The 15,448-nt window shown below is 33.5% G+C and carries 22 protein-coding genes and 2 pseudogenes; 4 read left to right on the top strand and 20 right to left on the bottom strand.

Annotated features, from left to right (window positions below):
* Positions 1-211 precede the first annotated feature (211 nt).
* From ACJ2A9_RS09570 to ACJ2A9_RS09585, 4 genes are all read right to left on the bottom strand, one after another.
* Positions 212-1,342, bottom strand: coding sequence for a tyrosine-type recombinase/integrase (locus ACJ2A9_RS09570; RefSeq protein WP_441421410.1), 1,131 nt, complete (start codon positions 1,340-1,342; stop codon positions 212-214).
* Between the two features lie 68 nt (positions 1,343-1,410).
* Complete coding sequence (locus tag ACJ2A9_RS09575; RefSeq protein ID WP_441421411.1) at positions 1,411-1,581, bottom strand: hypothetical protein; 171 nt, start codon at positions 1,579-1,581, stop codon at positions 1,411-1,413.
* Between the two features lie 367 nt (positions 1,582-1,948).
* Entirely contained in the window at positions 1,949-2,503 is a 555-nt protein-coding gene (locus ACJ2A9_RS09580) for an HIRAN domain-containing protein (RefSeq protein WP_441421412.1), read from the bottom strand.
* Positions 2,504-2,566: 63 nt separating this feature from the next.
* Positions 2,567-2,788: a hypothetical protein gene (locus ACJ2A9_RS09585; protein ID WP_441421413.1), complete on the bottom strand. Its 222-nt coding sequence runs from the start codon at positions 2,786-2,788 to the stop codon at positions 2,567-2,569.
* A gap of 172 nt (positions 2,789-2,960) precedes the next feature.
* Here ACJ2A9_RS09585 and ACJ2A9_RS09590 point away from each other — a divergent pair, with 172 nt between their 5' ends.
* Entirely contained in the window at positions 2,961-3,191 is a 231-nt protein-coding gene (locus ACJ2A9_RS09590; protein WP_441421414.1) for a helix-turn-helix domain-containing protein, read from the top strand.
* Positions 3,192-3,489: 298 nt separating this feature from the next.
* Here the strand turns inward: ACJ2A9_RS09590 and ACJ2A9_RS09595 are convergent, their stop codons facing one another.
* The 3 genes and pseudogenes from ACJ2A9_RS09595 to ACJ2A9_RS09605 form a co-directional block, all read right to left on the bottom strand.
* Positions 3,490-3,669 carry an aspartyl-phosphate phosphatase Spo0E family protein gene (locus ACJ2A9_RS09595; RefSeq protein ID WP_441421415.1) on the bottom strand — a complete coding sequence of 60 codons (180 nt, stop codon included), beginning with the start codon at positions 3,667-3,669 and terminating at the stop codon, positions 3,490-3,492.
* A gap of 192 nt (positions 3,670-3,861) precedes the next feature.
* Positions 3,862-4,029: a sunset domain-containing protein gene (locus ACJ2A9_RS09600; RefSeq protein ID WP_441421467.1), complete on the bottom strand. Its 168-nt coding sequence runs from the start codon at positions 4,027-4,029 to the stop codon at positions 3,862-3,864.
* A gap of 60 nt (positions 4,030-4,089) precedes the next feature.
* Positions 4,090-4,749 (bottom strand): annotated as a pseudogene (locus ACJ2A9_RS09605) (thermonuclease family protein); the annotation flags it as partial.
* Between ACJ2A9_RS09605 and ACJ2A9_RS09610 the strand changes: the two are divergent.
* Positions 4,725-5,087 carry a hypothetical protein gene (locus tag ACJ2A9_RS09610; protein WP_441421416.1) on the top strand — a complete coding sequence of 121 codons (363 nt, stop codon included), beginning with the start codon at positions 4,725-4,727 and terminating at the stop codon, positions 5,085-5,087. The pseudogene ACJ2A9_RS09605 and the gene ACJ2A9_RS09610 sit on opposite strands and share 25 nt — an antisense overlap.
* Before the next feature lie 15 nt (positions 5,088-5,102).
* Here the strand turns inward: ACJ2A9_RS09610 and ACJ2A9_RS09615 are convergent, their stop codons facing one another.
* The 6 genes from ACJ2A9_RS09615 to ACJ2A9_RS09640 all read right to left on the bottom strand — a co-directional run bounded on the left by ACJ2A9_RS09615 (position 5,103) and on the right by ACJ2A9_RS09640 (position 9,050).
* Positions 5,103-5,573, bottom strand: coding sequence for a competence protein ComK (locus ACJ2A9_RS09615; protein WP_441421417.1), 471 nt, complete (start codon positions 5,571-5,573; stop codon positions 5,103-5,105).
* 614 nt (positions 5,574-6,187) lie between these two features.
* Entirely contained in the window at positions 6,188-6,625 is a 438-nt protein-coding gene (locus ACJ2A9_RS09620; RefSeq protein WP_441421418.1) for a hypothetical protein, read from the bottom strand.
* 98 nt (positions 6,626-6,723) lie between these two features.
* The gene (locus ACJ2A9_RS09625; protein ID WP_441421419.1) at positions 6,724-7,125 is read right to left on the bottom strand and encodes a hypothetical protein; all 402 of its coding nucleotides are present in this window, start codon (positions 7,123-7,125) and stop codon (positions 6,724-6,726) included.
* A 452-nt stretch (positions 7,126-7,577) separates the two neighbouring features.
* Positions 7,578-8,153, bottom strand: coding sequence for a hypothetical protein (locus tag ACJ2A9_RS09630; RefSeq protein ID WP_441421420.1), 576 nt, complete (start codon positions 8,151-8,153; stop codon positions 7,578-7,580).
* A 109-nt stretch (positions 8,154-8,262) separates the two neighbouring features.
* On the bottom strand, positions 8,263-8,715 hold the full coding sequence (locus ACJ2A9_RS09635; RefSeq protein WP_441421421.1) for a hypothetical protein: 453 nt from the start codon (positions 8,713-8,715) through the stop codon (positions 8,263-8,265).
* Between the two features lie 92 nt (positions 8,716-8,807).
* Positions 8,808-9,050 (bottom strand): DUF6429 family protein, encoded by a 243-nt coding sequence (locus ACJ2A9_RS09640; protein ID WP_441421422.1) that lies wholly within the window; start codon positions 9,048-9,050, stop codon positions 8,808-8,810.
* 132 nt (positions 9,051-9,182) lie between these two features.
* On the opposite strand from ACJ2A9_RS09640, the pseudogene ACJ2A9_RS09645 reads away from it, so the two are divergent.
* Together ACJ2A9_RS09645 and ACJ2A9_RS09650 are read left to right on the top strand one after the other, a co-directional pair.
* Positions 9,183-10,020, top strand: a pseudogene (locus ACJ2A9_RS09645) (tyrosine-type recombinase/integrase).
* 180 nt (positions 10,021-10,200) lie between these two features.
* Positions 10,201-10,608 carry a hypothetical protein gene (locus ACJ2A9_RS09650; protein ID WP_441421423.1) on the top strand — a complete coding sequence of 136 codons (408 nt, stop codon included), beginning with the start codon at positions 10,201-10,203 and terminating at the stop codon, positions 10,606-10,608.
* Positions 10,609-10,755: 147 nt separating this feature from the next.
* Here ACJ2A9_RS09650 and ACJ2A9_RS09655 read toward each other — a convergent pair whose 3' ends face one another.
* The 7 genes from ACJ2A9_RS09655 to ACJ2A9_RS09685 all read right to left on the bottom strand — a co-directional run bounded on the left by ACJ2A9_RS09655 (position 10,756) and on the right by ACJ2A9_RS09685 (position 14,965).
* A complete protein-coding gene (locus tag ACJ2A9_RS09655) occupies positions 10,756-10,923 on the bottom strand; it encodes a hypothetical protein (RefSeq protein ID WP_441421424.1) in 168 nt (55 codons plus the stop codon).
* 409 nt (positions 10,924-11,332) lie between these two features.
* Positions 11,333-12,145, bottom strand: a complete 813-nt coding sequence (locus ACJ2A9_RS09660; protein ID WP_441421425.1) for a DUF3037 domain-containing protein — start codon at positions 12,143-12,145, stop codon at positions 11,333-11,335.
* On the bottom strand, positions 12,135-12,959 hold the full coding sequence (locus ACJ2A9_RS09665) for a HipA family kinase (RefSeq protein WP_441421426.1): 825 nt from the start codon (positions 12,957-12,959) through the stop codon (positions 12,135-12,137). The genes ACJ2A9_RS09660 and ACJ2A9_RS09665 overlap by 11 nt, the downstream gene beginning before the upstream one ends.
* A 539-nt stretch (positions 12,960-13,498) precedes the next feature.
* On the bottom strand, positions 13,499-13,894 hold the full coding sequence (locus ACJ2A9_RS09670; protein ID WP_441421427.1) for a hypothetical protein: 396 nt from the start codon (positions 13,892-13,894) through the stop codon (positions 13,499-13,501).
* A gap of 44 nt (positions 13,895-13,938) precedes the next feature.
* Entirely contained in the window at positions 13,939-14,115 is a 177-nt protein-coding gene (locus ACJ2A9_RS09675; protein WP_441421428.1) for a hypothetical protein, read from the bottom strand.
* A gap of 56 nt (positions 14,116-14,171) precedes the next feature.
* On the bottom strand, positions 14,172-14,621 hold the full coding sequence (locus ACJ2A9_RS09680; RefSeq protein ID WP_441421429.1) for a DUF5063 domain-containing protein: 450 nt from the start codon (positions 14,619-14,621) through the stop codon (positions 14,172-14,174).
* A 131-nt stretch (positions 14,622-14,752) separates the two neighbouring features.
* A complete protein-coding gene (locus ACJ2A9_RS09685) occupies positions 14,753-14,965 on the bottom strand; it encodes a hypothetical protein (protein WP_441421430.1) in 213 nt (70 codons plus the stop codon).
* Between the last annotated feature and the right edge of the window lie 483 nt (positions 14,966-15,448).

The following is a 15,448-nucleotide window of genomic DNA, read 5'->3' on the forward strand; positions in this document are numbered from 1 at the left end:
GTTTATTTTTCTTTTAGAAAGAGTCTTTCAATAATGAGTGACTCTTTCTTATTTTGTCATTTCTCACTAGTTATAATTAATCAAAACCTCATTTACTTATATACGGTTTATCTAGCTTAATCTTAAACCAATGATTTATTGTAATTTTATAACCAACAGATTTGATATTCAAACAGCAAAAAGCACTACCCAAAAGGTAATGCTCCCCATCTCACTTCCTCATAACATCCTTCATCGCCTGCTCAAACTTAAACGCCGCATCCTTCTGCATATTTGGAATCACATGACTATATAAATCTAGCGTTACAGTTATCTTACTATGACCTAACCGCTCTGAAACTACCTTTGGGTGTTCCCCTAGCTGCAGCATGATCGTCGCATGGGAGTGGCGAAGATCATGAAAGCGAATATCTGGAACGCCACTTTCCTTGATCATCCTCTTAAAATGACGGATTAGGTTCCTTGAATTGATTGGTTTACCAGTCTCAATACAGGCAACGAGATCATGATCTTCATATCCAATTCCGGCAATTAATTTTTGCTTGTTTTGTTCCACTCTGTGTTTCTTTAATGCATCAATAACATGGTTCGGAATCGAAATTAAGCGCTTGGAGCTTTTCGTTTTTGGTTCTTCAAAAAGAAGACCTTTACTCGTTCGTGATAAAGTTTGCCTAACACTAACCGTTCCATTTTTAAGATCACAATGATCCCAGCGTAATCCAAGTATTTCACCTTGTCTCATGCCAGTATAGACGGCTAATAAATAAACAATATAAAATCTCTGCTTCTCAACAGAATGAAGAAATTTCGTCGCCTCTTCTAATGACCATGTTTTTATTTCCTTACTTTCAAGCCTAGGTGGATCCACCAACTGGAATACGTTCTTTTTAATATACTGCCATTTTACGGCTTTATTAAAGGCCGTTCTTAAAATTGAATGCATCGTCCTTACATAGTCAGCCGAATAATGTTCTTCATTGATCTTTTTATTATAAAATTTCTGTACCATTGCCGGGCTCAGGTTATCAATCTTAACCTTTCCCAGTTCAGGGATGATATGTTTATCAATAATAAACATATGAGTTTCAAACGTCTTTGGACGCAAAATTTGCTTACCTTGGCTTTGCATATACTCCATAATAAATTCTTCTAATGTCATTTCATTTGGCTCTAAATACTCGCCTTTATTGAGCTGGTTTATTAACTCATTACAAGCTATCTGTGCTTCCTTTTTGGTCTTAAATCCTGAAACTGTTTTTTGCTTCCGTTTCCCTTGATTATCCCGGCCAAGATCAACGGTAAAAGACCACTTTTCTCCCCGCTTTCGAAAATAACCTTTCACATAATAGTCCTCCTAGTAAAGAGAATTATTTAAGTAATTACACAGGATGCTATAGTATTCATATAGAATTAATCCTTTAAATTGTAGTACCAATCAAAGCCTTCTTGTTCAGCCTCATTTTCTGTTTTTATATCAAACATATAGTACATTTCACTATATAAATTTTTCGTTATTTCCTTAGTTAAACCAACCTTTTTTGCTGCTAATAACATATAACCAATAGCTTCTCTATTATCCATACTCGGTTCCCCTTCCAAACTACGGCATTCACTTATTTATATTTAGTTTATTAAATGTAAAACAAAGTACTGGTAAAAATAATTTCAAAAATATGCGTTTTATTAAAAAATATTACCAGCACTACTGACGATCTAGCCTTGACACTGAGCCTCTATTCCCTTTGGAAACCCATCCTTAAGGAAGGAAGAAGAGCACTTCCTTCCTTTACGCTCATAACTTCGCTACAGGATACCAAAGAGAATCTCTCAGTGTAAAGGCACCGCTACGCTTAGATCTGTGCAGTGCTATAGACGTTAATAGAGGTAATACCTTTTTCATAAGGACCAGATTTGGTATAATAGAAACCAATTACTGGTCCTACAGTAATTAACCGATTAAAGAGCGTATTTCTTGGCGGGAGTAGGCTCTTTTTTCTTGTTGATCAACATCATAGGCAACTTGATCAATGACATAACTAATATTCAATCCGTAGTAGGCACTTTCCTTAGATTTTGTTATTCCTTCAAGGTGTGCTTGTAATGTGTAGCCTTTCATTAATAGTTGAGCATACACAGATGCATAAATCTTTCTTACATAACCAACTCGATATGATCCTTTCCCTATAACCGTCACAATGACTGCAACCGCATTTGGATCATACTTATTCTCCGGCTCATGCTGTAATGTAACCTTAATTCTTCTTGGATCATATTTCTCTAATCTCTTAATTGCCTCCTGTCTTCTTCCGAATATGACACCAACAACTTTCGTATAGTACTGTTGCTTCACCATTCGCCAAGCTCGTTGAAGTGACCGGCTCTTGTCCCATTGGTGAATCTTTCTAAGTGCAGCTGCAATTGTCATTACCTTACTTCGAATTATCCTTAATTGTTCACGGTTATAACGTCTTCCATTTCTCTTAGAACCAATTAGCTTCATCATCTCAATTCCTCCAGTTATTAAATTGGCCATGATCGGCTCATGGCCCAACTTAATTACCCATGCTTACTCAGAAACAGTGTATTGTTGTATAACTCGTTGAACCTCATAGAATTGATCCCTAGGAATTTCAGATATCCTCCGTATTCCTAGCTTCTGTTTCACATAAGCAGCAACTGTATTAAAGTGGGGCTTCCTTTCACCGTTATATTCAATGACATGGCAACGCTGTTGTATGTATCCATTGATCTCAGTGACTTGTTCTTTCGTTAAAGTATAGTTATTCATATTCAATCCCCCTTCGAAAAAATAACCTTCTATAGTTATAATTTTACCTTATAAGGTCGAAATAGTCAATCAATTATTAACCTTATATGGTCATTATTTAACCATTAACTTGAATTAATTGACCGTAAATGATAAATTGAAACTAATAAGGATAGGACAGGGGAGTGGTGTAATGAGTATTAAAAATAACTTGAGGCTAATTATGGCAGAGCAACGAATCAATAGCCTTACAGAACTCATGGAAAAAACGGGGTTAAGCCGTAATGCATTGAAGAAGTTGTGGCATGATGAGGATCTTGAAACCGTAAAGATCGGAACATTACTTAAAGTCTGTGATGCGTTAAATGTACGATTATCCGATTTATTAGAATATGAACCAATTGGAAAAGCCTCTAAAGATTAAAAAACAGACCTTCAGATGTGAAGGCCTGTTCTTCTTTCGCTCCCAAACACGTTTGTGGCACAAATGATTGCACTTTCTTATCGTCAACCTGCCAAAGGCGACTGACGACACTCTATCCATGTAATTACGAATTCATTACGACCGGAATCATACTCTATTAAAAGAAGCTGCACCAGACGTCTCTAATTAGTAGGGAGAAATCTTCGCTACGGACGATATGAAATATTTATGGTAGACCTCTGAACCACCTTAACCACAATAATAAATTGAGTTCTCTAATGATTTTCTCTTGATATTGTTATTTATTCTCACTAATCATTAACAGTTGATATCGGTTGAGGAGAATGTCTATTTCCTGACTAATTGAAACTGTTTCATTATGAGTAAATCCTTTGTTACCTGCTATTACTATCATTTCTTTTCGTTTCATTTCAATTGTTTGTTTTAACTCATCAATAAATGAAATTACAGCAGTCATGTAATCCCCCTCCCTTCTATCGATATATTAGCACTTTCTCCATGTTAAACATTATGACTTTTGTCACGAATAACCATTCATAACAATTTTCAATATATTACCATCCATCTTATTACCTATAATAATATATAAAGATCATATGAGGAAGACCCTAATTAATTACATTAGGAAACAAAAGACTTGTGCTTTTCCTCATCTCAATGATTTCCTATATCCAGACCCATTAGCTTCGTCCTCAGTACAAAACCATTCCACTGCAACTGTCCGGTTATAGTAAACTCCTCCAGGAATATGATAAATTTTTTCACCATTAAAAAAATTGATATTTCCTTTTATATTACACCCGACTAATCGATTCATTTTTTTATTTACCGTAAAGCCATCTTTCTTTACATAACCGTCAATACCCCAAATGCCAATTCTTGCTACCTGAGCTTTCCTCTGAATGTCATAATATCGTTCGGCGTATTTCGTATTAGGTGGAATGACATATGCAACTCTAGCTAATCCTTCTTTGATTAACATTTCTTGGACCGATTCGCCATCAATATAAACATATTTTAATTATCTTCCATACCGATCACGTTTTAATTGATCAGACTCTAGTTCAACATACTTTCCTGCAAGAAGTTCAGTCACAACCATTTTTGCCTTTAGACCATAAGGTTGAACACCGTAACTACGATGCAGCGTTTCAGGTGTATCAACCAAAAGGAAACGAACAGTTTCTACTTTCCCATTCATTAGTACCTTAATTGTGTCACCGTCGATTACCGTTAAAACTTTTGCAATAGCCCTATTATCAGGCTTCTTTTCAATTAAGTGATCGTCCACCAAAAAACTATTTACATAAGTATTAGGTTTATCAAACTGAGTAACACGTATATCCTTATTGATCCAGGAATCAAGTGAAATACTAAATAAGAAATAGAATAATGTTACATTTACGAGCTTCATTAAATCCTCCCTTTTCAGGTTGATTAGTCGTCTAATTTTGGATAAAATGTATATAGAATAGAACATTTGTTTGTAATTATGTGAGTGGGGTGAGAAAAGTGAACTTGTCTCATGAAGAATCATTACTTATTGAAAAAAGTATAGTTCTGCCACTTGTAAGGACCGTACTAGAAAAGGACCTTAAAACGATCCAAAATTCTCCGTTTAAAATAAAAGGTCCTTACATTCAATTAGTTGATCAAGCACTGTTAATGCTTAGTAAAGAATCTCGTAGTATTAAGCAGGAAACATTTAAAAGAGGGATAAAGGTAGTTAAAGGTTTAAATGACGGTACTTTCAGTAGGTATGAATATTTTAACAGAGGCTATCATGGTGAATTAAACTACTTAAATGCTGAACTCCGCAACAAAACGACACGTATGATTGAAAAGTATTTTTTAAGCCAGTACAAAGAACAGTAAAGTCACATTGTCTACTCAACAACTTATCAATCCGGAAAAACGGACAACACACACTGCTGCCCGTTGCAATTGCTTTTCCAATGTATAACGAGAAACATTCACATTTACTTGTCTATGATCATTTACAACAACTACAGCTAGATTTTCATTCTTCCTATCACTTTCGATTGCTCTTATGTGCTGATAGAAGAACCAGTGACATTCATACTGCGCTGCTGAATGAGTAGGGATTGCATAAATTTTTCTTACTGGATCAATCGGGATCGGAACTTTTTGCTTAATCCCCGTAGTATGCATGACTGCCGTTCTTCTACCATCATAAGTAGCTCCACCTTCTAAACATGATTCCTTTATTAACTGTATAGGAGTTTTTTTTACATAGAAGGTCTTTCCTGGCTCAAGTACTTTGGTGTAATAATCTTGATGATAGCAAGGTATTAATGCCATAGTATTTTTATTAACCTCATAATCCAGAGCGATTTCCATTTCACTAACTCTCCTCACAGGTTTCACTATTTATAAAGAAATCCTATTTTAATTCAACTACATCTAACAATTACTACTATTTGTTTTACATAATTCCGCACATGATGCAAATGGATATATTACACTGAGCAATATGACAATAACGAATATTTACTATAATAATTATACCGTTAAGGAATCTGTAAACGCGCGTTTTACAACAGTGAAATTTTTATAAAAAAACTATTATTCCAACTAGAAAGTTTCAGTAGTATTTCTTTATATGATTACAGCCACAAGAAAGTATCCTCTCTGCCATGTTCTTTACCAGCAGTTGTCACGAAATTTACCACTAGCTCTCGCGTGTTTACCAATAGAAAAAATCAGGGATTTTAAAGTAAAAAAGCCTAATTCCTTATTTTTACCAAGGAATTAGGCTTTTGGCCTTCCGTAATTGACCCGATTGTGGAATATCATCTTCTATTGAATATTATATATGTATTGCGCAGCAAAAGATCATTATAAATGCTAGCACTTGTTCAACTAAAGCATCCGTTAGTTCAATTACAAAATTTAAATGTATATCTAATAATTACGAATTTATCAAGAGGTTTAACGTTTTTTCTCTCTATGTTCTAATAGTAATATGTGACAAACCCTTCTTGCCACTCCGATTGATTCAATATATACTTATTAATGTAAAAACCCTGTGGATGTCTCTTAAACTTCGGGAGCTCCATATACATTTTTAAGGAATTTTTAGCTCTATTTAAAGAAGAATATACTCCAAAAAAGGTGCCAATCTCATTATCATCTTCATCATTATAACCGTGAGATAAAACCCATACATAATCCTTTTTAAAGTTATGTGTTATTTCTTCATGGAAATAGTCACAATTCAATTTAAATGCTGTAACATAGAAACCATCTGGGAAATCTTTAAATCCAGGTAAAGTTTTATAATTTTCTATTACTTTTAATAACTTCCCCATATCAGTAAAAATACCAATATGCTTCTCATCAAAACCAGTGCCATCCACTCTTTGATGGGTTAGTGAATAATAACTTCTCAAACTCTTCCCTCCATAAATTCAGCGATGAATAAAATCCTGTATAGTTCTGCTACATCAAATAATTTATTATGGATAAAAGCATCCGTTACTTAAATAACTCAATCGTAGTATCCTTCTTCAAAAACAAGTACACCTTCAACACTCTGCAAATCAGAGGAGTATATACTTACACCATATTTAAAAGAAATAATACCTGTTTCATCTTCTTCTAATAAACTGTCCAACTCTTTAAATAATCTATTTACTTTTTCATAAGGAATGCCAATCAATGTATTTCCTTGGAATGTAACATCTGCTGGTTCAAAAAACTCAATCGCTTCACAGTTACCATTTTCTTTATAGTACACATGACAAAAAGGGTAAGCATCTGTTAATACATCACTCAATGGTGACTTTTTAAACTTTTCTGGTTCTATTTGTAGAATTTCTTGGATTTTGTTATCGGTCATTCCAAATTTAATCATCCCCACACCAACGTATGGTTTTATCTCAAATTTCATATGTGCCTCCAAAGTTATATTCAATTTGTTCAACATTCCTGCTCAAAAGTTGAAGAAGCGACAACTCTGTTCCGCTATCGCTTCCGTTAGTTCAAAATCGACCCAGAATTCTAGCCTATGGTTAAAATTTACAGATTAAGTGGAATAGTAAACATGTTAATATTAGAATATTAGCACCTATATTTATTTTTAAGGGGATTTTATACAGTGATAATTATATTAGTTCTCATTTTTTTAGTAATTACTGTCATATCAAATTACATTAAGCTTCATAAACAACAAGATCAGATTGAGAAGTTAGAAAGAGAAAATCAAAAAATAATAGAAGCTTTAAACTACATGAGGTCCAATGATCATTAGGAATATATAATTAATGGGTGGCTGGGGTGCTTATTAAAGAAACGCATCCCGTTAATACAATAGCGTTACATACTACTTTATAAAACAAACTCTTATTCACTTAGAATGAAAAGTGGTTTAACCATGTAATCTGTTGGATAAACATCTTCCCTTAGCGTAATTATCCCCATTATAATTCCTACATTACTATATCGTTTTACTACCTTTACAATTGCAAAACTATCCTTTTCTTCAGAAAATGGATAGATGATATTTTTAGAATTGAATACCTCTTCTTCAATATCCATTGTATGAAGCTTGTATTCTTTTCCCTTCCAATTAAATAAATAACAGTTGAATGCATTGTTTTCAACCAAATAAATTAACCTTTCTTTTTTTAAACATAATTCTATTCCACTTAAATTACCGTTCTCATCAAGTTCATTAAAGAACTCAGCGTCTATTTCCTCATCTTCAAGTGCTTTTTTATAAGTTTTAGTAGATAATACCAGTTTGTTTAATTTGATTGTAACATCATTCCTAAAGGATTTAAGAACCTTTACTTTTGATTTATCTACATAATTGGTCAGTTTGTTATCCTTCTGTTCATGGTAATGTATTCTACTATCTGTCGGTGGCTTTACATAATAAAACCCCATGTCACATGATGCATCACAAGTGATTATCAATTATTTCACCTCAATATTTTACATAATTCCTTCTTCCACATAACTGCTTCTTTAGCACAAGAAGCGACTGCTCTTAATGAACATTCGCACCCATTTGTTCAATATGAGGTCATTTAACTTCTACTATGATTTCAGCAAAATGGGAATTGTCCAAAATAACATCTAATTTCCAAATCCCAGACTTATCAAACCATAAGGCTGATGGCTTAGTTTTATCTGCACCTAAATTAGGTTGAGTATAATGATTGTCGTACTCCCAAGTTGTTTCATTACCTTGTGGATTTACAAGCAATATAGGCTTTTTCTCCCCAGTCACAAGATGAGTTCCCTCTACACGAAAATTACCTTTAATTTCTTCAGAATCTCCCCAAAAGTGCCATAATACCTTCTGATATTCCTGTGCTTTTAAAGTTGTATTTTGAATCCCGATTTTTCCTTCAACCCCTTTAAATTCATAACCATTTGATTCGAAGGCACGAGACAACTCCAAGGTATTAGTTGCTTCTTTTTCACAGCCAACTATAATTATAGTTAATATAAGTACAGTAAAAGCAAATCGCATAAACCATCCCCCTAACCATTTACATCTTAATTGTACAATATTTCCATATCGCTTGTTGAACATTACTACTCGTTAGTTGAAGATCAAAATTGTTACTTTTGGTTTTGATCCAAGTATTTCGCGACTAATTTCTGGGCTTCTTTTATTCCTGCTTCAGTAAGGTAAACTGATTTTGATCGTTTACTTCCTCTAATAAAATCTTGCTCAGTTAGTTCATCTAAAGGTTCAAAAGGATAACCCTTCCAACTTCGGCTCATTGATTCTGGAATATCTCTCTCTTTCCATGAGGTTAAATAAAGTAAAAGAAGTGTAAGTTCCTTAATGTTTTCGTTCATTTACCTAATTCCTTTCCACCACTGTATTCTCCCTTAGCTTATTAAAAAATCCAACAATTTACAACAGCCGTTTCTTTTCCTGCTACTTTGTCTATGATAAAAATATAAGTTTACTAGAATGGAGGAATGATCGTGAAAGTATCAGAGATTTGGAATGGATATTATTCAGACAAGCATATAGAAGGGTATTCGCCAAAAACATTAAAGGCGTATCATCTCCAATCGAAATTGCTAATGCGATTTTTTGGTGATATAGAATTAAGCAATATTACTACAGATGGATTAAAACAATACTTAGTTCAAGAGGGAAATGGTTTAAAACCAGTAAGTCTTGGTCATCGTATACGTTTTATTAAATCTATATTTCGCTGGGCTCATGAAGAAGGATTGATCTCTAAAAATCCAGCAGCCAAAATAAAGGAACCAAAAGCAGGAAAACGTATCCCTAAATTCTTAACAGAAAAAGAAATTGAGCTATTAAGAGAAACTTGTCATACACCAATGGAAAATGCATTATTTGAATTTATGTATTCAACAGGCTGTGTATAGGTGAAATAGCCTCATTGGATAGGAGTAGCATTGATTTTATGACTCGTTCGGCTATTGTCCATGGGAAAGGGGATAAAGAAAGAGAAGTTTATTTTAATATTCGTACAGATATCTGGCTAAAAAGATATTTACAAGATCGAACAGATGAAGATCCCTCCTTATTTGTTACTGAACGATATCCTCATCGGATGAGTATTGCACAAATGAGATATGTCATAAAACGAATATCTAAAAGAGCAGGTGTGAATAAAAATATATTCCACACCAGCCGCGGCATAGTTACGCAACTCGTATGTTAAACAACGGTGCACCTCTCGAAGTAATCCAGAGTTTACTTGGTCATGAGAAAAGTGAAACAACAAAGTTATATGCACAATTGAGTGGAAAATTAAGACGAGAACTTTATAGAAAATATTTCTAACAATGGGTCCTAATTTAATTAAGCACCCACTTTTTTGTTATTTTTATGTTAGTATAAGGATTATATTTGGAATTTTAATGTAAATTTTTATTCAACTAACGAAGCAGGTTAATGCAACAAAGTCCGTCAGTATAATTAAAAGTTTTTGGTCACACAATGTATTTAAAAAGAGGTGTGGCTATGAGAATTATACATATCAATGTTTTACTTTTTTTAATATTATTAGGGTGTTCAAACAACACAGGTCTATTTGATTTTACTCAACTTGTAAAGGAACTTGAGAAAGCAAAAGTGGAATTTAGCATAATAGAAAATAACGAGAAAGACCCGTTCTTTTCGGTTCCACCAAATGTAATTGATGTGGATGGAGAATATATTCTGATATATGAGTATCCAACAAAAGTGGATATGGAAAAAGACGCTTCCGCTATTCATCCAGATGGGAATATTGGAAATGCTTCGATTAGTTATATATCGGCCCCTCATTATTTTAAAAAGGGGAACATTATTGTTCAATATGCAGGCAAGAATAAGGTGATTTTGCATCATTTAGAGAAAATCTTCGGAAAACAATTTGCAGGTCGTTAATGGGTTATATTCAACTAACGAGAGCGTTAGTTCAACAAAGGAGATTGCTGTTTCATAATCGAATAGCAATCTCGTTCTTCCGCAATTCTGGACCTTATTGTTGAAGATAAAAAAATCCTTATTTATCTCTACCCCTGCTTGTTAGCTTTAGTACATTCTTTCACAATGCTTGGAATAACCTTTTTTCTGCCATGTTTCAGGAACCTCACGTTTTATTTCAATGCGATGACCAACAGGCCGTATTTCATTGAACCTCTTCTCTACATCGGTAAACTCAAACAGTGTATTTGTACAAACAATTATGTATGCATCCATATCCACTTAAAAAATTTCAGTTTCTAGACCTAAAAATTCTGTTCTCAAATCAAGGTCGATTCTTTTTACAATCGAATCTAACAAAACTAATCACCCCTTAAATCATTTCTCTTTATCCCCTTACATTTATTGATAACGAATACTAGTTAACGTTAAAAAATTCGACTAATTACGAGTTTTTCCCTTTAAATAAAAAAGGGATTCTTAGATTTCACAGGTTCAGTACAAAGGTGAAAAGTCCGTTGAAACACATTAGTCGAGCCATGGGATTAGTAATGAAAACATGACGGCAAAAATTATTGAATACCTTAACATAAGAAAAGAGGACATTATCTCCCTCAAATAATGCCCTCCACTTATGCAACCTTGACTAAACCAGGGCTGCTCTCTCATTTTTTCTTTTTCTACCTTACTGCAAAGCATCCTGCCTCGCTACCTCAGCCTTACTAACAAAATTCGCGAATTCTTCAAGAGTATAGACGTCAACTACATTCTTCAATTGCTCTAAGGCCAGCTTTTCAAATTCTTCTTTAAATTCCGTGTTGTTAACAACAAGTTTAATATGATGAATATTGTTCTTTTTAAAATACTCGATATCATATAGTAAGCCTTTAACTTCATTAAATAACTTATTGTAATGCTTATAATCGAAGCTAAGTGCTTTAATAAAAACCTCATCCCCATTCAAATTCATAGAAAAATCAAACGGCTGTTGCTTAAATAAGTTTTGTGGTTCCGGATTTCTAGTAATACTTTTTTTAAGATCGCTGCTAGTAAATAGTTTTGAAACTAAACGTCGTACCCGGTCTGTATTGATTCTTTCTGATTTCTTTTTATCGTAATATAAATACAGGTCCCGTAGATCAGCAATATCTTTTTCGGGCTCAGTTGAGACTAACGTACGTATCTCACTAAATTGTAATTGATTCACAAAGTAACGAAGTTCATTCTCTAAGAAATTTTTTTGAGCAATGCCTTCATGGTTAGGAGATAGCAGATCGACTTCATTGAATTGGTATTCTAATGATTCTAATAACACTGAGATGACATCCAATTCTACTTCATCATCAAAATGTTTTATACGTACTAAATTTTTCGTTTTATAAAAATAACACCATTCATCTTGCGGAATGTGAGCTAAGACACCTACGTTAATGAACTCATCACGTAAAATATCAGGTACATACCTACATACCGTAAAATAAATAACTTTAGAATCCACTCAAATCTCCTCCTTTCCAATCTGGACATTGGTCCTTTAGTAATTTTAAAATTTCGGCCACATTTTCAATTCGATACCAAATAAATTCAATCATAACGCCGCGCTCACCGTCAGTCAAACCCCATTCATCAGGGATGTCACTGACGCACCATTCAATAGCGGCTATCGTTAACTCCGACACTTTTTGTAAAACCTTATTAAAAGGATTATTCCCATTAACATATTTTAGTAATACTTTATAATTATGTCCATGAAACTCTTTAATTAAGCATATCCCTTCTTCATGAATACGTTTCAGCTGCACCTCGTCCCATAAAGCACCAATTTTAAAGACGTGACTATGGTCGATCGCTAGCAACCTTTTTTGTTTAAGATCAAATAGTAGGTTTCCTCTATTTGTTGTTCTGTCATCATTATATATAATTTGATCAAACAATATGATTGATGGGATATCTTCAAGATTGGTTGCTATTCTTAACATTGGTGGTTGAAGGTTTGGTTGCGCTTTTGAGACAAACTTACTTCCGAAATGCTTTCCTGGCTGCACACCAAGTTCGATCAATTTCGGAGTGGATTGAATAATATGTTGACTGATATTGACTACTGCAACATCAGGAATTGGTATATCTAAGAGTTTGGCAAGTTTATAACACACCAACTCGTTGATTAATACTTTAGGTTCTTCCTTATGATCGATTGTTTTTACAACATAGAGATCGTGTTGTGTCCTCATTAACAAAGGGTTTGTTACACCATTACCAATTTCACGCTCAAAAGATAATATATCATACGTAGGAATGTTAAAATGGTTCAAATGATCACCTGCAACCTTTAATAATAATACTTATTCATTCAATAATATCATAAAATTCCCATTTTTCTTTCAACTATATTATGAAAAAAAGAAACCCATCTTGATTAACAGGTTCCGTATCCTATCGCAAAATCGTAAACTACAATTGACAATGCAGGCTAATTTGTACTTGTATTTGTAGCTTAATTTGTGCCAATTATATATTTAAAAGTTCGGTTTACACATCTGTGAACTGAGCCATTTTTATTACGTTTTTTAATTTTTCTTATATCACTAACGGTGCAGTTAATGAAAATGCGTTCCTGCTAATTATGAACTGCACCCTGTCAAGTAGACAGGGTGCAGTTCAGTTATTCCAGAAACGCCTCCGTTAACACAATAAGACATAAATTTATTTTGCAAATTTATAAATTCCAAATAACAATAATGTTTGAACAAAGAGAAAAATCAAAGCACCCACAATAGAGAGAAAAAGGAAATTAATAAGAGATACGCTAATCAAATTAACTCCCAAAAAGATAATAGCAACAATAACACCACTAATAACTCCCAGTAAAATGTAAGCCGATATCATTTATACTATCAATAACTGAAGATAAACTAACACCTATTATTAAAAAAATAAAAAAGTTTGGCACAAAATTGAAAGCAAATAAACCACTAAAAGAATAATAACCAACATTAGGAATCCTTTCAGCTACTGGTGTGTATGCCCCCCAAGAAAGATATAAGCTAAAAGCAACTGCCGAGACAATTGCTACTATTATTTTAATAAAAACAAATTTGTAACCCTTGTAAAGCACTTTTCTACCTCTTTTCCTACTTTCTGTATTTTCCCAAATACCATTATGACAGATATAACCACCAAGAGTACATTGAAAAATAACCCAAGTCCTTCTTGTGCTAAACTGCTTCTTTAGTGAATAAGCGTTCATACTGCTGTTGTTGAAACGCCCCCGCTCAGGAAACTTTTACTCTATTAACTTTCTTTTTCCTTTCTTATATTTAATTTTGAAGTTACTAAATATACTGCAATGAACGTTATTATAAAATCAGTATAGGGACTACTCGAACCGCCTAAAAGAGTTGCACCGATAATAAACACTATAAATGTCAAAGTAATTAAAGCTATAACATACTTACCGAAATTCCCCATCATAATCCCTCCCCATTATGTTGCTAATTGTTAAGCTTCCGTTAGCTAATAAAAGTTTAATTGAAATTTGCTGAATGTAATGCACGTATTGCATCTACAACGTGACGACCCCAATGTGTTTCAAAATTGAATTTCCAATGCCAGATTGCTTCAAGATGCTCATTTCGTTCATACAATAGAATTCCTTCCTTAACATCTTTATAAATATCTATGATGTCATCGGTTAAGCTCCCACACACAGGTTCTTCTAAGTAATAAGGCTCGTATATTTCCCAATACATTTCGTAATGTTCAAAATTTACTTGTGGTAAATCTAAGTCAAAGCTAACTGTCTCTATATTTTCAGATTCAACTTCAGGGAGAAGCAAAGCCTTTGAATACAAATCTGAAAGAGAAATAAGGAGTTTATTTAATTTGTTGATTTCGTCAACCTCGTTGAATAAATCAATTAAATTACAATAATGCACCGCCGAATGAAAAAAGTCTTCTGCTGCTTTAGATTTCATTTTCATCCCATCCAATGTTTATTTTTAATTTAATTATAACATTGAAACTTCTTGTGCTAACCTGCTCTTAGCCTAACAATAGCAGCGAGAGCTTCTTCAACTCTCGCTCCCGTTTCTTCAATAAGGGAAACTTATTTTTTAATCACTTTAAAGATCGGGGAGTGTTTGTAAAAATCAGCAGTTTCATCCATATCAGTTGAAAGCAATACAATTCCCGTATTGTCCAATATAACAAAAGTAGGGAATTCTTCTATGTTTAAAAAGTCAATTTGTTCGGGATTTTCATTAGCATTTCTAACACCAAATTGATGTACTTTCATTGCTGGATTCATTGTCACCATCATAGTATCATGAACATCATATTGCCTTTATAAATACCCAACAACATTTCTGCCAGCAGTCGGTTCAGGCGGTACTACATTGTTGTCAGGGAAGTCAAAAACACTTCTGCTGCTTCGTTAAAGTAAAAAAGAACAGGAGCAATCACATATGACTACTCCTGTTGTTCAAATAAATCGTCTCCGTTAGCCGAAAAAAATCATATCGACAAAAAAGTTTATTATTTTACCATGGATAACCTAAAATCCTAAAAAAGTTGTCCCATCCAGCACCAATTCCTTGTAATATATCTACACCCCAAAAAACAAAACATATTGTTAATAACCCTACAAAAAACAAACATCCATGTTTACCCAAAAAGAAAAATGCTGAAATTAAAGCAAAATAACAAGCTATTATAATGGTACCAAAAGTTAAAATGATTATCGGTATCATTATTTCCCATTCGTCAGCGGTTACTATCAAAGGAATTGTAATAATAGCTAAAA

This window comes from Anaerobacillus sp. MEB173, assembly GCF_052119505.1.
GTDB lineage: Bacteria > Bacillota > Bacilli > Bacillales > JBJMAU01 > JBJMAU01.